The following is an 18,242-nucleotide window of genomic DNA, read 5'->3' as shown; positions in this document are numbered from 1 at the left end:
GTCAGATGATGAGCCAGGCCGCCCAGAACCTGAACTGGCTGATCACCAACTTCGTGGACAACACCCCCGGGGTGTCGCACACGGTGGTGGTCTCCGCCGACGGTCTGCTGCTGTGCATGTCCGAAGGCTTCCCCCGGGACCGCGCCGACCAGCTCGCGGCCGTCGCGTCCGGGCTGACCTCGCTGACCTCGGGCGCCAGCCGGATCTTCGAGGGCGGCGAGGTCAACCAGACCGTCGTGGAGATGGAGCGGGGCTTCCTGTTCCTGATGGCGATCAGCGACGGCTCCGCGCTCGCGGTGCTCGCCTCGCCGGACTCCGACATCGGCCTGGTCGGCTACGAGATGGCCCTGCTGGTCGACCGGGCCGGCGCGGTGCTCACCCCGGCCCTGCGGGCCGAGCTCCAGGGCAGCCTGCTGCACTGACGGCGAGTCGGCCCCTTCGACTCCTCTGCACCACCCTCACCGTGCCGGACCCGGCTGAACCCGGGTCCGGCACACCCACCCCCAAGTCTTCGCGGTTCGGTGGCTGACATCCGGTCAGCCGGCCGGCCCAGGGCTCCGGCCGCGGACGACTGCAGCACAAGGAGGACGCATGCCCCCGACACCCGCCGGCTCATACGGAAACGGGTACGGAAACGGCTACGGCGGCCAGCAGTCGGACGGCTACGAGCAGCAGCCGCTGGTCCGCCCGTACGCCATGACCGGCGGACGCACCCGGCCGCGCTACCAGCTCGCCATCGAGGCGCTGATCTCGAGCACGGGCACCAACCCGCCGGGCACGCTGCTGCCCGAGCACCAGCGGATCGTGTCGCTGTGCCGTGAGGTCAAGTCGGTCGCCGAGATCTCCGCGCTGGCGGGAGTCCCCCTCGGGGTGGCCCGCATCCTCGTCGCAGACCTGGCGGAAGCCGGTCTGGTCGCCATCCACCAGCCCGCCGCGGCGGGCGAGTCGGGCGGTACGCCTGACGTCACGCTGCTCGAAAGGGTCCTCAGTGGACTTCGCAAGCTCTAACGCGGCCGCCCCCAGCCGCGCGACCACCTCCGCCAAGATCGTCGTCGCAGGCGGATTCGGCGTGGGCAAGACGACGCTCGTCGGCGCGGTCTCCGAAATCAACCCCCTGCGCACCGAAGCCGTCATGACCTCGGCCTCCGCCGGCATCGACGACCTCAGCCACGTCTCCGGCAAGACGACCACCACCGTCGCCATGGACTTCGGCCGCATCACCCTCGACGAAGACCTCATCCTCTACCTGTTCGGCACCCCCGGACAGGACCGCTTCTGGTTCATGTGGGACGACCTCGTCCGCGGAGCCATCGGCGCCGTCGTCCTCGTCGACACCCGACGCCTCGCCGACTGCTTCCCCGCCCTCGACTACTTCGAGAACTCCGGACTCCCCTTCGTCGTCGCCCTCAACGGCTTCGACGGACACCAACCCCACACCGCCGACGAAGTCCGCGAAGCCCTCCAGCTCAGCGCCGACATCCCCATCGTCACCCTCGACGCCCGACGCCGGGACAGCGCCAAGAGCGCCCTCATCACCCTCGTCGAACACGCCCTCCTCGCCCGCCTGCGGTGAGGGCCGGAGGCCCGGAGGGGGGCGCGCGCCAAGGGTGGTTCGCGTCCCCCGGTAACAGTTCGAACAGACATTTGCCGGGCCGTTGTGACCGTCCGTAGTCGCCCGCTTCCGGTCCGCCCCAATGGCCTAGACCTTTGCGGAAGTTCAGCCGCAAATGTCCGCTTTCGGCCCCGGGCGTGCGGGGCGGGGCAGCCGTTTGTCCGCTTCTCCGGCTCGTGTTGAATTCCAGCTACCCCGTAGTATCCGAGCGGGTCGCGGCCCGTCGGGGGGTAGCCGCCGGATAGATCCATGGCCGCCAGTCGGTCGAGAGGTTGTTGTCGAGTGAGGCGTAAGCAGCCAGTCACCCCGCAGCGGCGCTCCGAGCCCCGCCCGCAGGAACCGGTAAGCGGCCAGACCACCGGTCAGTTCTCCGCGTTCACGGCGGCCGAGGACCGCGGCGAGCCTCAGCGCACCGCCCCCGCCGCAGCCGGCGAGTCCGCCGAGCGGCCCGGCGCCGGCCGGCCGGCGCCGCGTCCGAGCAGCAGCCGGGCCGACTTCCTGTCCCCGCTGAACTGGCGGGTGCCGACCCGTCTGGTCGCCATCCTGGTCATCCCCGTGGTGATCGCGCTGGTCTTCGGCGGTCTGCGCGTCAACACCTCGCTGGACGACTACACCAACGCCGACCGCGCGGTGCGCGTCGCGAAGGTGGCGAGCGCCGCGACCAAGCTGGCCGACGCGCTGGAGGTGGAGCGCGACGAGAGCCTGGTGCCGCTGCTCACCGGCCAGGGCGACCAGGGCGAGGTGAAGAAGCTCCGGGACAAGACCGACCAGGCCCTGGCCGAGTACCGCTCCGCCTTCTCCAGGATCAAGGACGACCCGACGGTCGCCCGCCGCAACGGCCAGTTCGAGTCGATGGTCGTCTTCCTGCCCCACCTGCGGCAGAACGCGTACAAGAAGGAACTGTTCGCGACCGCGACCACCAACGCGTACTCCATGATGTACGCGCCGCTGCTGGCGATGGACAACTCGGTCGGCTTCGGCTCCTCCAACGTCACCTCCAAGGGCCGCGCCATCTACGCGATGTCGCTGGCCAAGGCCGCCGCCTCGACCCAGCGCGCGCTGATGCTCCACCTGCTGGTCGGCCTCAGCGGCGGCGGCAACGTGGACGGCCACCAGGGCCAGGACCTGATGCAGGCGCTGACGGTCGCCGCCAAGCTGGAGCAGACCGCCCGCGACGAGTTCAACACCGCCTCCAGCGACGAGGAGGTGAAGGTCTACTCGGACGCCGAGGTCGCCCAGGCCACCGCCGACCAGCGGCTGCCGCTGCGCATGCCGGACGGCCACACCATGCCCTCGATGGGCGCGCTGCTGACGGTCGGCATGAGCTACGGCAACCAGCTGGCCACCGCCGCCTCCGACCGCGACGCCGCCGCCAGGATCATCACCCAGGCCGGCGCCGACGGCCTGACCCGCCCGCTGTGGGACCAGGCCACCAAGAGCCACATGAGCGCGCTGCGCGCGGCCGAGGGCGAGCTGCTCGACCAGGTCGTCGCCGACGCCCAGAGCATCAAGGACCGGGCGTTCACCGACTGGGTGCTCAACGCGCTGATCGTGATCGCCTCGCTGGTGCTGGCCGGCCTGCTCACCGGCTACATCGCCCGCTCGATGATCCTCGGCATGCGGACCCTGAACACCGCCGCGCTGGACATCGCCAACCACCGCCTGCCGGAGCTGGTCGACAAGCTCTCCAAGACCGACCCGGAGCGGGTCGACACCGCGGTCGCCCCGATCCCGCTGCACGGCAAGGACGAGATCGGCGAGGTCGCCCGCGCCTTCGACCAGGTCCACCAGCAGGCCGTCTCGCTGGCCGCCGAGCAGGCGCTGCTGCGGGGCAACGTCAACGCGATCTTCACCAACCTGTCGCGCCGCAGCCAGGGCCTGATCCAGCGTCAGCTGGCGCTGATCACCGACCTGGAGAACAACGAGGCCGACCCGGACCAGCTGGAGAACCTCTTCAAGCTGGACCACCTGGCCACCCGCATGCGCCGCAACGGCGAGAACCTCCTGGTCCTCGCCGGCGAGGAACCCGGCCGCCGCTGGAACACGCCCGTCCCGCTGGTCGACGTGCTGCGCGCCGCCGCCTCCGAGGTGGAGCACTACGAGCGCATCGAACTGGCCGGCATCCCCGAGGCCGACGTGGTCGGCCCCGCCGTGACCGACCTCGTCCACCTGCTCGCCGAGCTGCTGGAGAACGCCACCACGTTCTCGTCCCCGCAGACCCGGGTGCTGGTCAACGCCACCGGCCTGCCGGACGGCCGGGTGCTGATCGAGATCCACGACAAGGGCATCGGCCTGACCGCCGACGACTTCGCCGAGATCAACGAGAAGCTCGCCGAGCCGCCCACCGTGGACGCCACCATCTCCCGCCGCATGGGCCTGTTCGTGGTCGGCCGGCTGTCCCAGCGGCACGACATCCGCGTGCAGCTGCGCCCCTCCGGCGAATCGGCCGGCACCACCTCGCTGGTGATGCTGCCCCAGCAGCTCACCCAGCTGGCCCGGATGCCCGAGCCGCAGGGCGAGGAGTTCACCGTCTCGCGGATCTTCGAGCAGGAGCCCACTCCCGCGGAGTGGACCTTCGACGGCCCGGAGCGCACCGCCGCCGAGCTCGGCTTCGACGACCACCTGCCCACCCCCGGCCTGCCGGCCGGCAACGGCGGTTTCTCCCCCGCGCTGGAGTCCATGCAGCGCTCGCAGCGACTGGAGGAGCGTCGCCGGGCCGCCCTGGAGGTGGGCCCGAGCGCCGCCGCCGACGTCCCGATGGAGGCAGAGCTCCTGGAGTCGCCGTACGGCGCCGAGGAGCCCCCCGCCGAGAACGGCTACCAGGCCCCGTACGCGGACGACTACCGCCGTCCGGAGTCCGACCCCTTCACGGCCCCGTACGAGCCGCAGCAGGCCGCCCAGGACGCCGGCTACGGCTATCAGGACACCGGCTACGGCCATGACCAGTACACGTCCGCCGGGCAGTACCAGGACGACCCGTACGCGCCCGTCGAGCAGTACCGGGCCCCGTACCCGCCGACCGGCTACCAGGACGACCCGTTCCAGGGCGGCCGGCCGTACGACGACGGCGGGCAGTACGACGGCGGACAGCAGTACGGCGACGGGCAGCAGTACGGCGACGAGTACCAGCAGCCGTACGCCGCCGGGCAGTACGCCGACGAGCAGTACCCGGAGGCGCAGTACGCCGACGAGTACCAGCAGGAGTACGGCTACGAGGAGCCCGCCGGGCACCCGTACCCGGCCGAGGAGCTGCCGGCGCTGCCGCCGGCCGGCGGGACGACCGACAGCGGACTGCCGCAGCGCCGGCCCGGCCAGCAGCTGGCCGGCCAGGGCGGCGGCCAGGGCGGCACGGAGAGCCCGAACTGGTTCACCGGCGCGAAGGACACCTCGGCGCCCGTCGAGTCGCGCGGCCACGACGTGTCGGCGCTCGGCGGCTACGGTCCGACCGGCCCGACCGCGGCGCCCAGCGAGTGGGAGTCGCCCAACGACGGCGACTGGCAGCGCGCGGAGAAGCTCCGCGAGCCCTCCAGCTCCGGAATGACCTCCTCGGGCCTGCCGCGCCGAGTGCCCCGGCAGAATCTGGTGCCGGGCAACGCCAAGCCCACCCCGCAGGAAGGCCCGCAGGTCTCCCGCGACCCGAACGAGGTCCGCGGCCGCCTGACCAACCTGCGCCGCGGCGTCGAGCAGGGCCGCCAGGCCGGCGGCGACTCCGGCACCACCGGAACTTTCCGCATCGACCCCGACCAGGGGGCGTACGGTGATGGACCGCACAACAGCAGCACCGATCTCTTCGGCGGCTCGAACCAGCAGGAGCGTTGAGTTGACCCAGATGAGCCAGGCCGCACAGAACCTGAACTGGCTGATCACCAACTTCGTGGACAACACCCCCGGGGTGTCCCACACGGTGGTGGTCTCCGCCGACGGTCTGCTGCTGTGCATGTCCGAAGGCTTCCCCCGGGACCGTGCCGACCAGCTCGCGGCCGTCGCGTCCGGGCTGACCTCGCTGACCTCCGGCGCGAGCCGGATCTTCGAGGGCGGAGACGTGACCCAGACGGTGGTCGAGATGGAGCGGGGCTTCCTGTTCCTGATGGCGGTCAGCGACGGCTCCGCGCTCGCGGTGCTGGCCTCGCCGGACTCCGACATCGGCCTCGTGGGCTACGAAATGGCCCTGCTGGTGGACCGCGCCGGCGCGGTCCTGACGCCCGCTCTGCGGGCTGAACTCCAGGGCAGTCTCCTGCATTGACGGTTCGTCGGATACCGTCCTGGTATTCGAAAGACCTCATTGCCCGTCCCGAGGTCGCTTCGGCGGCCTCGGGACCGGGCGTTGTACGGCCTTCGCACCACCGGCCTCGGCGCTCCTCCGGCGACGCGGCCAGCTACGCACCGCCGCACCCCTTTGAGGAGATGAACCGTGACACCGCCCGACCACAGTGGCCAGTTCGGCGTCCCGTACGCGGGCTCCGGCCACGACGCTTTCGGGGCTCCCGGCGTCGGCCACGGTCAGCAGCAGCAGTACGCGCCGCAGTTCGACAACGGTGGCCAGTCGTACCTGCCCCCGCAGTCCGACCCGCGCTGGCATCAGCAGCCGGGCGGATACGGCCAGGCCTACCCCGGGCCGGAGGCGTTCCCGCACGACGGCATGCCGCACCGCTACCACGCGCCGCACGTCGAACAGCCCTATGAGGACGACGAGTTCGACGACCACGAGGACGCCGAACCGCTGATCCGCCCGTTCGCCATGACCGGCGGACGCACCCGGCCGCGCTACGAACTCGCCCTGGAAGCACTGGTCTCCGCGTCGGTCGACCCGGCCCGGATGGCCACCCTGCTCCCCGAGCACCAGCGGATCTGCTCGCTGTGCGCCTCCGACGTCAAGTCGGTGGCGGAGATCTCCGCCCTGCTCGGCCTCCCCCTCGGGGTGGCCCGCATCCTCGTGGCGGACCTGGCCGAGGCCGGCCTGGTCGCCATCCACCAGCCCGCAGCCGGCGGTGAATCCGGCAACCAGCCCGACGTCACGCTGCTCGAAAGGGTCCTCAGTGGACTTCGCAAGCTCTAACGCGGCCGCCCCCAGCCGCGCGACCACCTCCGCCAAGATCGTCGTCGCAGGCGGATTCGGCGTGGGCAAGACGACGCTCGTCGGCGCGGTCTCCGAAATCAACCCCCTGCGCACCGAAGCCGTCATGACCTCGGCCTCCGCCGGCATCGACGACCTCAGCCACGTCTCCGGCAAGACGACCACCACCGTCGCCATGGACTTCGGCCGCATCACCCTCGACGAAGACCTCATCCTCTACCTGTTCGGCACCCCCGGACAGGACCGCTTCTGGTTCATGTGGGACGACCTCGTCCGCGGAGCCATCGGCGCCGTCGTCCTCGTCGACACCCGACGCCTCGCCGACTGCTTCCCCGCCCTCGACTACTTCGAGAACTCCGGACTCCCCTTCGTCGTCGCCCTCAACGGCTTCGACGGACACCAACCCCACACCGCCGACGAAGTCCGCGAAGCCCTCCAGCTCAGCGCCGACATCCCCATCGTCACCCTCGACGCCCGACGCCGGGACAGCGCCAAGAGCGCCCTCATCACCCTCGTCGAACACGCCCTCCTCGCCCGCCTGCGGTGACGAAGCGGTCATGGTCACGCCCAGAAGGGGGCGTGCGGAGCTTTCCGCACGCCCCCTGGGCACTTCCTCGCACCGACCGCTGTTACGGCTGCTGATCGGCCCTCAGCAGGCCGTACGTGTAGGCGTCTTCGAGCGCCACCCAGGACGCCGCGATCACATTGTCGGCGACACCGACCGTCGACCAGGTCCCGGTGCCGTCGGTGGACTCGATCAGCACCCGGGTCTTCGAACCGGTGCCGTGCTGGCCCTCCAGGATGCGGACCTTGTAGTCCACCAGCTCCAGCTTCGCCAGCGGCGGGAAGATCGGCTCCAGCGCCGCCCGCAGCGCCTTGTCCAGCGCGTCCACCGGGCCGTTGCCCTCGCCGGTGGCGACCTTCCGCTCGCCCCGCGCCCACAGCTTCACGGTGGCCTCGTTGCCGGCCCGGCCCTCCGGGCCCTGCTCGCTGATGGACCGCCAGGACTCCAGCTCGAAGAACCGCACCCGCTCGCCGCCGTTCACCTCGTCGCGCAGCAGCAGCTCGAAGGAGGCGTCCGCCGCCTCGTAGGTGTAGCCCAGGTTCTCCTGCGCCTTCACCCGGGCCACCACCCGGCCCGCCAGGTCGCGGTCACTGGACAGGTCGTAGCCCAGCTCCTTGCCCTTCAGCTCGATCGACGCCCGGCCCGCCATGTCGGACACCAGCATCCGCATGCTGTTGCCGACCAGCGCCGGGTCGATGTGCTGGTACAGGTCCGGGTCCACCTTGATCGCGGAGGCGTGCAGGCCCGCCTTGTGCGCGAACGCCGAGAAGCCGACGTACGGCTGGTGCGTGGACGGGGTCAGGTTGACCACCTCGGCGATGGCGTGCGAGATCCGGGTCATCTCGGCGAGGCTGCCGGCCGGCAGCACCCGGCGGTCGTACTTCAGCTCCAGCGCCGCCGTCACCGGGAACAGGTTGGCGTTGCCGACCCGCTCCCCGTAGCCGTTCGCGGTGCACTGCACGTGGGTGGCGCCCGCGTCCACCGCGGCCAGCGTGTTGGCGACCGCGCAGCCGGTGTCGTCCTGCGCGTGGATGCCCAGCCGGGCGCCCGTCTCCGCGAGGACGGCGGCGACGATCTCGTGCACCCCGGCCGGCAGCATGCCGCCGTTGGTGTCGCACAGCACGACCACGTCCGCGCCGGCCTCGTGCGCGGCCCGGACCACGGCCACCGCGTACTCCGGGTTCGCCCGGTACCCGTCGAAGAAGTGCTCGCAGTCGATGAACACCCGGCGGCCCTGGGAGCGCAGGAACTCCACGCTGTCCCGGACCATCTCCAGGTTCTCCTCCAGCGTGGTGCGCAGCGCGAGCTCCACATGCCGGTCGTGGGACTTCGCCACCAGCGTCACCACCGGCGCGCCGGACGCCACCAGCGCCGCCAGCTGCGGGTCCTCGGCGGCCTTCCCGCCGGCCCGGCGGGTCGCCCCGAACGCCACCAACTGGGCGTTCTTCAGCTCAAGTTCGGCCTGGGCGCGGGCGAAGAACTCGGTGTCGCGGGGGTTGGCGCCGGGCCAGCCGCCCTCGATGAAGCCGACGCCGAACTCGTCCAGGTGGCGCGCGATGGCCAGCTTGTCCGCCACGGTGAGGTTGATCCCCTCCCGCTGGGCGCCGTCGCGGAGCGTGGTGTCGAAGACGTGGAAGCCGTCGTGCAGGCGGCTGTTGGCCTCGGTCATGGCCCTGGGTTCTCCGTTCGGTGGAGTGGTGCATTGTTGCCGGGATCGGAATCCGGCTCCACTGTCCAGCATCCCGCGCGCATCCCCGATGTCTCCGGTCCCCTCGTGAGGGCCCGGGCCGGTCCGGGACAAAACAAAAGACCCCTCGCGGGTGCGAGAGGTCTGCGCGCGGGTCTGGACGCTGGTGGTCGCTCCGCGGTCAGGGTGTTGCCACGGAAGCGGTCACTGCGGACCGGCGCGCCTGCTGCTAATAATCAGCGAAAGCGAGGACACCCTCGCAGTCTTGCACACACCTTCTCCACCGCCGGAACCCGTCTCGCCATCCGGAACGGCTACGCGAACAGCCCGGCGGCGGCCGGCTCGAACCCGAACGGCTCGGGCAGCGGCAGCGGACGCCCGACGGGCGCCGTGGCGGTGGTGGCGTGGTCGCCGTCGGCCGGACCGCGGCACAGCACCCCGCACAGAAGTCACCCCGGGGACGCCGCGGCGGCGCACCCGGGGTGGTTGTCGGGTCAGACGATCTTGTGCAGCCAGCCGTGGGTGTCCGGGCGGTGGCCGCTCTGGACGGCGAGGAGGGCCTCGCGGAGCTGCATGGTGACGGGGCCGGGCTCGCCGGTGGCGACGGTCCAGTCGGCGGCCGCGGACTTGACGTGGCCGACGGGGGTGATGACGGCGGCGGTGCCGCAGGCGAAGACCTCGGTGATGGTGCCGTCGGCGTTGCCCTGCTTCCACTCGTCGGTGGAGATCCGGCGCTCCTCGGAGGCGTAGCCGAGGTCGTTGGCGAGGGTGAGCAGCGAGTCGCGGGTGATGCCGGGGAGCAGGGCGCCGGAGAGCTCGGGGGTGACGACGGTGGCGTTCTCGCCCTCGCCGACGACGAAGTAGAGGTTCATGCCTCCCATCTCCTCGACCCACTTGTGCTCGGCGGCGTCCAGCCAGACCACCTGGTCGCAGCCCTTGGCGGCGGCCTCGGCCTGGGCGACCAGCGAGGCCGCGTAGTTGCCGGCGCACTTCGCGGCGCCGGTGCCGCCCGGCGCGGCGCGGACGTAGTCCTCGGAGAGCCAGACCGAGACCGGCTTGACGCCGCCGGAGAAGTACGCGCCGGCCGGCGAGGCGATGATCATGAAGAGGTAGGAGTTCGCCGGGCGGACGCCCAGTCCGACCTCGGTGGCGAACATGAACGGCCGCAGGTAGAGGCTCTGCTCGGGCTGGTTCGGCACCCACGCCTGGTCCTGGGCGACCAGCAGCTCGACGGCCTCGACGAACGCCTCGACGGGCAGCTCGGGCATCGCCAGGCGGCGCGCGGAGGCCTGGAAGCGCTCGGCGTTGGCCTCCGGGCGGAAGGTCGCGATGGAGCCGTCGGCCTGGCGGTAGGCCTTCAGGCCTTCGAAGATCGCCTGGCCGTAGTGCAGGGTCATGTTGGCCGGGTCGATCTCCAGCGGCGCGTACGGCGTCAGCTGGGCGTCGTGCCAGCCGCGGCCCTCGGTCCAGCGGATGGTCACCATGTGGTCGGTGAAGATCCGGCCGAAGCCGGGGTTGGCCAGTCGGGCCTCGCGCTCCGCGTCGGACAGCGGCTGCGCCGAGGGCTTGAGGTCGAACGTGATGGGCGCCTGGGTGGGCGTGCTCATGGCTGTCTGTCCTTCACCGTGGGTTTTGGCTGGGCCACCGCCGGGCGGAGGAACGCATGACGGCACGGCCCACTGTCGATACTCGCATCCAGAGGGCCGTGCCGAACAGCCGGGAGGCTGTACGTCTATGAACCGGCCCGTCGGCCGGAATTGTGGTCCGGCCGGTCAGCCCGATACTCGGGCGGCGAGCGCGTCGCCGACCTCGGAGGTGGACCGGGCGCCGGCCCGCTCGGTGAGGTCCGCGGCGACCGCAGCCTCGACCTGGGCGGCCTCGGCGGCGAAGCCGAGGTGCTCCAGCAGCATGGCGACCGACAGCACGGTGGCGGTCGGGTCGGCCTTGCCCTGGCCGGCGATGTCCGGGGCGGAGCCGTGCACCGGCTCGAACATCGACGGGAAGTCGCCGCTCGGGTTGATGTTGCCGGACGCGGCCAGGCCGATGCCGCCGGTGACGGCCGCGGCGAGGTCGGTCAGGATGTCGCCGAACAGGTTGTCGGTGACGATCACGTCGAACCGCTCGGGCTGCGTGACGAAGAAGATCGTCGCCGCGTCCACGTGCAGGTAGTCGGTGGTGACCTCGGGGAACTCCCGGCCGACCTGCTCGAAGATCCGGGTCCACAGGTGGCCGGCGTGCACCAGCACGTTGTTCTTGTGAACCAGCGTCAGCTTCTTGCGCGGGCGGGCCTGGGCACGGCGGTAGGCGTCCCGGACGACCCGCTCGATGCCGAACGCGGTGTTCAGGCTGACCTCGGTGGCGACCTCCTGCGGCGTACCGGTGCGCAGCGTGCCGCCGTTGCCGACGTACGGGCCCTCGGTGCCCTCGCGGACCACCACGAAGTCGATCTCCGGCTGCCCCGCCAGCGGCGACTGCACACCCGGGAACAGCTTGCCGGGACGCAGGTTGATGTGGTGGTCGAACGCGAACCGCAGCTTCAGCAGCAGCCCCCGCTCCAGCACCCCGGACGGCACGCTCGGGTCGCCGATCGCCCCGAGCAGGATCGCGTCCTGCCCCTTGAGCTCCTCCAGCACCGCATCCGGCAGCGTCTCCCCGGTCCGGTGGTACAGCCGGGCCCCGAGGTCGTACTCGGTGGTCTCCAGCTTCACATCGGAGGGCAGGGCGGCGCGAAGCACCTTGAGGCCCTCGGCCACGACCTCCTGGCCGATGCCGTCACCGGGAATCACTGCAAGACGAATGGTGCGAGACATGTTTCGGACAGTACAACCGTCCCAGGCCCTGAGCACGCACCGTCCACCATCTGGACGGAAGGCCGGCTCAGCCCGGGGTGAGGGCCTGGACGCGGCGGCCGACCGGGTTGAGGTGGTGGAGCAGGAGGGCGTCGCGCAGGGGGGTGTGGAGGATCTCGCCGGGGCGGACGGCGTGCAGGACGGGGGTGGGGCGGGTGAGGTCGACGGGGAACGGGCCGAGGGTGGCTAGGGCGGTGGCGGGGTCGGGGGTGGGGCCGGTCCACAGGGTGTAGTGGAGGGCGGTGGCCGGGGGGAGGGCGGCGAGGCGGACGGGGAGGAGGACGGTGTCGGAGTCGAGCAGGGCGGTGTCGGTGTCGCCCCAGCGGCCGCCCAGCGGCTGGACGTCGAGTTCGGCGCCGGTGCGGGCGTCGAGGGTGCGGGCGACCAGGACGTCGCTGCCGGGGAGGCGGTCGGCGACGACGGTCGCGTCGGGGGCGCCGTCGCCGTCGAGGTCGAGGGAGGCGCGGACGCCGGTGATGCCGGCGGGGGTGGCGGCGGGGGCGGACCGGACGGCGGCGAGGTAGAGGATGCCCTGGTCGTCGACGGCGGCGGCCGCGTACCTCAGGTCGGAGTCGGAGGCGCCGCCGGGCTGCAGGACGGTGAGCAGGTCGGGCCCGGCGACGGCGAACGCGGCGGGGGCGCCGAACGCGGTGGCGTCGGTCGCGTGGCGCGGCGCGGCGAACAGCGGGACGCGGAGGGCGGGCAGCGCGGGGTCGGCGGGAGTGAGCAGCAGCCGCCCGGAGAGTTCGCTCCGGTAGGTGCGGGGGTGCCCGGCCTGGACGAGGTCGAGGGTGGGGTCGGGGGCGCGTCCGAGGCCGCCGGCGAGCCGCAGCGTGACGGTGACGTTCGCGGTGCCGTGCGGCGGGAGGACGACCCGGGGCGGGGCGAACGCGAAGGACGCCCCGGGAACGTCGGTCGAGGAGGAGTAGCCGACCCCGTAGGCGAGTTGACGGTCACTCAGATTGTGGACGGCGACCTCCCGGCTCGCGGTGTACGCCCCGGTCGCCTCGACCACGCCGAACGAGACGCCGACCGCCCCGTCGAGCTGGGTGCCGTAGGCGAGCGCGGGGGTGCGGACGGCTTCGTCCGCCCGGACCCGGCCGCTGCCGGTGCGCTCGGGGCCGTACACCGGCCCGGTGCGGTCGTCGTGCAGGTAGGTGTCGGTGGCGGTGTTCATCAGCGCGGCCTTGATCTCGGCGGCGCCCAGCCCGGGGCGGGCGGAGCGGACCAGCGCGGCCAGGCCGGCCAGGTGCGGGGTGGCCATCGAGGTGCCGTCCTCGCGCATGCCGCCGCTGCCGGTGCCGGCCTTCGCGGACCAGATGGTCTCGCCGGGCGCGGCCAGGTCGGGTTTGACGATGCCGTCCACGCCGATGCCGCGGGAGGTGAAGGAGGCGAGGGTGTCGACGCGCTGCGGCTGGTCCTGCGGGACGGCGCCGTGCAGCGGGTTGCCGGGGGCGGCGAGCCGGACGGTCACGGGGCCTTCCCGGGTGGCCGCCAGCAGGCGTTCGCCGTCGGCGCGGGCCAGGATCGCGGCGGGAATGCGTTCGTCGCCGGCGATCTCGCCGAGGTTGTCGCCGTCGGCGGCGTACAGCGCGCCGATCGCCCCGGCGTCGGCGGCGTGGTCGGCGCGCGGGCCGGAGCCGCAGGCCCGGTCGGCGTCCTTGGTGGTCCAGCGCAGCAGGGCGATCCTTCCGCGCAGTCGGTCGGCGTCGGCCGCGTCGAACGCCGCACAGCCGTCGGAGTCGGCTGCGGGGACGGCGAGTTCACCGCCGACGGCGGCGGTGTCCCACCGGGTGTACCGGTTGCTCCAGTGCGCGGGGACGGTTCCGGCGAGGGCGGCGGGGGCGAGCACGGTGATGCCGTCGGCGTCGCCGTGCCCGTCGACGGAGGCGGCGGCGGTGAGCACCCGGGCGGCGGCGCCGGGGCTGCCGCCGATGCCGTACACGTCGCCCTCGTTGCCGGCGGCGGCGACCACCACGGTGCCGAGTGCGGCGAGCCGGTCGGCGGCGAGGGCGTCGGCGTCGTCGGGGCTGCCGAAGGAGCTGCCGAGGGAGAGGTTGACGACGTCGAGCCGGTCGGAGAGGTCGCCGTCGCCGTTCGGGTCGGCGGCCAGGTCGAGGGCGGCGGCGAGCTGGTCGGTGGAGCCGTGGCAGCCGAACACCTTGATGGCGTACAGCTGGGCGCCGGGGGCCGCGCCGGGGGCGACCTTGAAGTCGGCGGGGTTCAGGCCGGGCCGGTAGGGGCCGCGGTAGGTCTTGCCGTCGGCGGTGACGCCGAGGCCGGCGGCGGTGCCGGCGACGTGGGTGCCGTGGCCGTTGGCGGCGCAGTCGAGCGGGTTGTCGTCGGGGTGCGGGACGGGCTGGTGGTCCTCGGCGGCCGGGTCGGGGTCGTAGTCGTCGCCGACCAGGTCCTTGCCGCCGATCACCTTGTCGTTGGGGAACAGTCCGGCGGGCGCGGGCTTGGCGCTGTCGACGGCGCGGTACGCCTCGGGGGTGCCGGGGCCGCCGAAGTCGGCGTGGGTGTAGTCGATGCCGGAGTCGACGATGCCGATCCGGACGCCTTCGCCGGTGTGGCCGGCGGGCCCGTCCCACACTTTCGGGGCACCGGTGAGCGGCACCGCGTACCCGTTGGCGCGCTGCTTGAGCGTCACGGGGTGGACGGCCCGGACGCCGGGCAGGCCGGCCAGGCGCGGGAGTTCGTCGGCGGGCAGCCGCAGGGCGAGCCCGCTGACCAGGGTGCGGGTGCGGTACAGCGGGCGGGCTTCGGGGACGGCGCGCCGCAGCGTGGCGGTGAGGGTGTCCAGCGAGCGGTCCGCGGCCGCGCGCTGGGCGCTGCCGGCCGCGGCCGCGGCGCGCCTGGTCTGGTCGGGGGTGCGGCGTTCGCGCCGGGCGCCGTCCTGGGCGCGGCGCCAGGCGGTGGCGGCGGGCTCGGTGGTGAGTTCGAGTAAGACCGCGGTGGTCGCCGCGTGCGGCCGGACGGGTGGGGCGGCCGCCGCGGGGGCGGTCGGGGCGAGCAGGGCGAGGACGGCGAGGAGGCCGAGGGCGGTGCGCACCGCCCCAACCTAGGAGCCGTCGCCGGGCCGGGTGCGGACGTTCACCGCATGGGTGACGGTAAGTCACCCGACCGGCCCAGTACGGCCGTTGGGGCTCAGCGTTCCACGGGGGCGCCATTGTCGCGGCGGTCGAGGGCGCGCTGCAGGGCGGCGGCGGTGCGCGGGTCGGCCTGGGCGCGGCGGCGGCGCAGCTGGGCGACGGCGGTGACGGTGGCGGGCGCGGTGGGGGCGGTGGTGCGGTCTGCGACGAAAGGCATACCGGGCTCCTTGGTGCGGGGGCGCAGCAGCGCGCGGGCGAGAGTGGTGAGGAGAGTAGAAGTACGCCCGGCGAGGGTCGCCCGCCACTTCGCGTACGTGCACACGGGCCAGGCGCCCCGGCGTTGCGGGGGTGGCGCACCGTATGACTACTCCACAGTACGGCGGGCGGACCGCGCTGTCGCCGAATTACTTGGATTTCCTAGTATCTGAGACGGCGACGGCCCCCGGGTACACGAACGGCCCTTCCGTCTCAAGGGCGGAAGGGCCGTTCGGGCGTACTGCGGGGGCGTCAGCCCAGGTTCACCGCGCGGGCGAAGCCGGCGCCGATGGCGGCGGAGATCTCCGTCAGGACCTCCTGCGAGACCTCGGTGTCCACGGTGATCGAGGCGAGCGCGTTGTCGCCGTCGCGGGCCACCTGCATGCCGGCGATGTTGATGCCGGCGTCGCCGAGGATCCGCCCGAGGGTGCCGACCACGCCGGGACGGTCCTCGTAGTGGAAGAACGCCATGTGGTCGGTGAGCGCCACGTCCACGTCGAAGCCGTCGACGCCGACGATCTTCTGGGTCTGCTTGTGGCCGGAGAGGGTGCCGGAGATCGACACCTCCCCGCCGTTCGCCAGGGTGCCGCGGACGGTGATCACGTTGCGGTGCTCGGGCGACTCGCTGGAGGTGGTCAGGCGGACCTCGACGCCGCGCTCCTGGGCGAACAGCGGGGCGTTGACGTAGGACACCGTCTCGGCCACCACGTCCTCGAACACGCCCTTCAGCGCGGAGAGTTCGAGCACCTTCACGTCGTGCTGGGTGATCTCGCCGCGGACCTCGACGTCGAGGCGGACGGCGACCTCGCCGGCCAGCGCGGTGAAGATCCGGCCGAGCTTCTCGGCCAGCGGGAGGCCCGGGCGCACGTCCTCGGCGATCACGCCGCCCTGGACGTTGACCGCGTCCGGCACCAGTTCGCCGGCCAGCGCGAGGCGCACCGACTTGGCGACCGCGATGCCGGCCTTCTCCTGCGCCTCGTCGGTGGAGGCGCCCAGGTGCGGGGTGGCGACCACGTTGTCGAAGGCGAACAGCGGCGAGTCGGTGCACGGCTCCTTGGAGTAGACGTCCAGGCCCGCGCCGGCCACCCGGCCGTCCTGCAGGGCGCGCAGCAGCGCGTCCTCGTCGACGATGCCGCCGCGGGCCGCGTTGACGATCCGCACGCTCGGCTTGACCTTGTGCAGCGCCTCGTCGCCGATCAGGCCGATGGTCTCGGGGGTCTTCGGCAGGTGCACGGTGATGAAGTCCGCGACCTCCAGCAGCTCTTCGAGGGAGAGCAGCTTGACGCCCATCTGGGCCGCGCGGGCGGCCTGGATGTAGGGGTCGTAGGCGACGATCTTCATGCCGAACGCGGACATCCGCTGCGCGACCAGGACGCCGATCCGGCCGAGGCCGACCACGCCGAGGGTCTTCTCGCTGAGCTCGACGCCGGTGTACTTGTTGCGCTTCCACTCGCCGCCCTTGAGCGCGGCGTTGGCGGGCGCGATGTTGCGGGCGACCGAGATCAGCAGACCGCAGGCGAGCTCGGCGGCGGTGACGATGTTGGAGGTCGGCGCGTTGACGACCATCACGCCGGCCTTGGTGGAGGCGGCGACGTCGACGTTGTCCAGACCGACGCCGGCGCGGGCGACGACCTTGAGCTTCTTGGCGGCGGCCAGCGCCTCGGCGTCCACCTTGGTGGCGGAGCGGATCAGGATGGCGTCGACGTCGGCGATCGCGGCCAGCAGCTCGGCGCGGTCGGCGCCGTTGCAGTGCCGGATCTCGAAGTCGGGGCCCAGCGCGTCCACGGTGGCGGGCGAGAGCTCTTCGGCGATGAGGACGACGGCGTTCTTGGAGGTCACAGCGCTCACGACAGTGTGTCCTTAACTGTCCGGTTCACCCCACCGGGCGGAGGGCACGTGAGGTGGCGTGCGCGCGGCGGGGGAAGGTGGCATGTCGCGTAGCTAGACGCACGACGCTGTGGGCCTGACGCGTATTCGGGAGTCTATCGGCGGGCCGCCGGGGGGACTGCTCCCGTCCGGCGAAATCACCCGGACGGGAACAGCCTTGTTGTACAAGCCGATCAGGCTTCCTGGTCCACCCAGGACATCAGCTTGCGGAGCTTCTTGCCGGTGGTCTCCAGCAGGTGGTCGGCGTCCGCGTTCTTGTACTCGTTGTACTTCGGCAGGCCGGCCTTGTACTCGGCGATCCAGGTGTTGGCGAAGGTGCCGTCCTGGATCTCCGCGAGGACCTTCTTCATCTCGGCCTTGGTGTCGGCGGTGATGATGCGGGGGCCGGTCACGTAGTCGCCCCACTCGGCGGTCTCGGAGACCGACCAGCGCATCTTCTCCAGGCCGCCCTCGTACATCAGGTCGACGATCAGCTTCAGCTCGTGCAGGCACTCGAAGTAGGCGATCTCGGGCTGGTAGCCCGCCTCGACCAGGGTCTCGAAGCCGGCCTTGACCAGGGCGGCGGTGCCACCGCAGAGGACGGCCTGCTCACCGAACAGGTCGGTCTCGGTCTCCTCGGTGAAGGTGGTCTTGATGACGCCGGCCTTGGTGCCGCCGATGCCCTTGGCGTAGGACAGCGCCAGGTCGAAGGCCTTGCCGGTGGCGTCCTGCTCGACGGCCACGATGCACGGGACGCCGCGGCCCTCCTGGTACTGGCGGCGGACCAGGTGGCCCGGGCCCTTCGGGGCGACCATGCAGACGTCGACGTCGGCCGGCGGCTGGATGAAGCCGAAGCGGATGTTCAGGCCGTGGCCGAAGAACAGGGCGTCGCCCGCCTTCAGGTTCGGCTCGATGGCCTCCTTGTAGACGTCGGCCTGGATCGGGTCCGGCACCAGGATCATGATGACGTCGGCCTCGGCCGCGGCCTCGGACGGGGTGACCACGCGCAGGCCGGCCTCGGCGGCGGCGGCGCGGGACTTGGAGCCCTCCAGCAGACCGACGCGGACGTCGACGCCCGAGTCACGCAGCGACAGCGCGTGGGCGTGGCCCTGGCTGCCGTAGCCGATGACCGCGACCTTGCGGCCCTGGATGATGGACAGGTCGGCGTCGTCTTCGTAGAACAGCTCGGCCACGGGGGCACATCTCCTTGCGTGGTGGTGTTGCCGGGTGCTCCTACCGTAG

General features: G+C 72.2%; 15 protein-coding genes. 7 read left to right on the top strand and 8 right to left on the bottom strand.

The genetic code is table 11. The features are described from left to right. The first annotated feature begins 8 nt into the window (after window positions 1-8). From ACIQF6_RS13100 to ACIQF6_RS13070, 7 genes are all read left to right on the top strand, one after another. A complete protein-coding gene (locus ACIQF6_RS13100) occupies window positions 9-422 on the top strand; it encodes a roadblock/LC7 domain-containing protein (protein WP_097236138.1) in 414 nt (137 codons plus the stop codon). Window positions 423-591: 169 nt separating this feature from the next. Beyond that, on the top strand, window positions 592-1,008 hold the full coding sequence (locus tag ACIQF6_RS13095; protein WP_400893707.1) for a DUF742 domain-containing protein: 417 nt from the start codon (window positions 592-594) through the stop codon (window positions 1,006-1,008). After that, the gene (locus tag ACIQF6_RS13090) at window positions 989-1,573 is read left to right on the top strand and encodes a GTP-binding protein (protein WP_400893701.1); all 585 of its coding nucleotides are present in this window, start codon (window positions 989-991) and stop codon (window positions 1,571-1,573) included. Before ACIQF6_RS13095 ends, ACIQF6_RS13090 begins: the two co-directional genes overlap by 20 nt. 321 nt (window positions 1,574-1,894) lie before the next feature. Beyond that, a complete protein-coding gene (locus ACIQF6_RS13085) occupies window positions 1,895-5,431 on the top strand; it encodes a nitrate- and nitrite sensing domain-containing protein (protein ID WP_400893705.1) in 3,537 nt (1,178 codons plus the stop codon). A 10-nt stretch (window positions 5,432-5,441) separates the two neighbouring features. Further along, entirely contained in the window at window positions 5,442-5,855 is a 414-nt protein-coding gene (locus ACIQF6_RS13080) for a roadblock/LC7 domain-containing protein (protein ID WP_014138208.1), read from the top strand. A 168-nt stretch (window positions 5,856-6,023) separates the two neighbouring features. Next, entirely contained in the window at window positions 6,024-6,668 is a 645-nt protein-coding gene (locus ACIQF6_RS13075) for a DUF742 domain-containing protein (RefSeq protein ID WP_400893703.1), read from the top strand. After that, the gene (locus ACIQF6_RS13070; RefSeq protein ID WP_400893701.1) at window positions 6,649-7,233 is read left to right on the top strand and encodes a GTP-binding protein; all 585 of its coding nucleotides are present in this window, start codon (window positions 6,649-6,651) and stop codon (window positions 7,231-7,233) included. Before ACIQF6_RS13075 ends, ACIQF6_RS13070 begins: the two co-directional genes overlap by 20 nt. 82 nt (window positions 7,234-7,315) lie before the next feature. Here the strand turns inward: ACIQF6_RS13070 and cimA are convergent, their stop codons facing one another. The 8 genes from cimA to ilvC all read right to left on the bottom strand — a co-directional run bounded on the left by cimA (window position 7,316) and on the right by ilvC (window position 18,193). Next, a complete protein-coding gene (gene cimA, locus ACIQF6_RS13065) occupies window positions 7,316-8,920 on the bottom strand; it encodes a citramalate synthase (RefSeq protein WP_400893699.1) in 1,605 nt (534 codons plus the stop codon). Window positions 8,921-9,252: 332 nt separating this feature from the next. Then, complete coding sequence (locus ACIQF6_RS13060) at window positions 9,253-9,375, bottom strand: hypothetical protein (RefSeq protein WP_400893697.1); 123 nt, start codon at window positions 9,373-9,375, stop codon at window positions 9,253-9,255. Window positions 9,376-9,432: 57 nt separating this feature from the next. Continuing rightward, complete coding sequence (locus tag ACIQF6_RS13055) at window positions 9,433-10,545, bottom strand: branched-chain amino acid aminotransferase (protein WP_400893695.1); 1,113 nt, start codon at window positions 10,543-10,545, stop codon at window positions 9,433-9,435. A gap of 165 nt (window positions 10,546-10,710) precedes the next feature. Continuing rightward, complete coding sequence (locus ACIQF6_RS13050; RefSeq protein WP_043916124.1) at window positions 10,711-11,748, bottom strand: 3-isopropylmalate dehydrogenase; 1,038 nt, start codon at window positions 11,746-11,748, stop codon at window positions 10,711-10,713. 67 nt (window positions 11,749-11,815) lie between these two features. Further along, entirely contained in the window at window positions 11,816-14,839 is a 3,024-nt protein-coding gene (locus ACIQF6_RS13045) for a S8 family serine peptidase (protein WP_400893692.1), read from the bottom strand. 95 nt (window positions 14,840-14,934) lie between these two features. Continuing rightward, entirely contained in the window at window positions 14,935-15,096 is a 162-nt protein-coding gene (locus ACIQF6_RS13040; RefSeq protein ID WP_400893690.1) for a hypothetical protein, read from the bottom strand. A 290-nt stretch (window positions 15,097-15,386) separates the two neighbouring features. Further along, on the bottom strand, window positions 15,387-16,973 hold the full coding sequence (serA, locus tag ACIQF6_RS13035; protein WP_400893925.1) for a phosphoglycerate dehydrogenase: 1,587 nt from the start codon (window positions 16,971-16,973) through the stop codon (window positions 15,387-15,389). A 221-nt stretch (window positions 16,974-17,194) separates the two neighbouring features. After that, entirely contained in the window at window positions 17,195-18,193 is a 999-nt protein-coding gene (ilvC, locus tag ACIQF6_RS13030) for a ketol-acid reductoisomerase (RefSeq protein ID WP_035866415.1), read from the bottom strand. Between the last annotated feature and the right edge of the window lie 49 nt (window positions 18,194-18,242).

The sequence above is a fragment of the Kitasatospora sp. NPDC092948 genome (assembly GCF_044754805.1).
Taxonomy (GTDB): Bacteria; Actinomycetota; Actinomycetes; order Streptomycetales; family Streptomycetaceae; genus Kitasatospora.
Note: the sequence above shows the minus strand (reverse complement) of the source record. Positions and strands in the feature narration are given on the sequence as shown.

Coding starts and splice junctions, on each gene's coding strand:
- ACIQF6_RS13100 (WP_097236138.1), top strand. CDS start 9: ATGAGCCAGGCCGCCCAGAACCTGAACTGGCTGATCACCAACTTCGTG.
- ACIQF6_RS13095 (WP_400893707.1), top strand. CDS start 592: ATGCCCCCGACACCCGCCGGCTCATACGGAAACGGGTACGGAAACGGC.
- ACIQF6_RS13080 (WP_014138208.1), top strand. CDS start 5,442: ATGAGCCAGGCCGCACAGAACCTGAACTGGCTGATCACCAACTTCGTG.
- cimA (WP_400893699.1), bottom strand. CDS start 8,920: ATGACCGAGGCCAACAGCCGCCTGCACGACGGCTTCCACGTCTTCGAC.
- ACIQF6_RS13055 (WP_400893695.1), bottom strand. CDS start 10,545: ATGAGCACGCCCACCCAGGCGCCCATCACGTTCGACCTCAAGCCCTCG.
- ACIQF6_RS13050 (WP_043916124.1), bottom strand. CDS start 11,748: ATGTCTCGCACCATTCGTCTTGCAGTGATTCCCGGTGACGGCATCGGC.
- ACIQF6_RS13040 (WP_400893690.1), bottom strand. CDS start 15,096: ATGCCTTTCGTCGCAGACCGCACCACCGCCCCCACCGCGCCCGCCACC.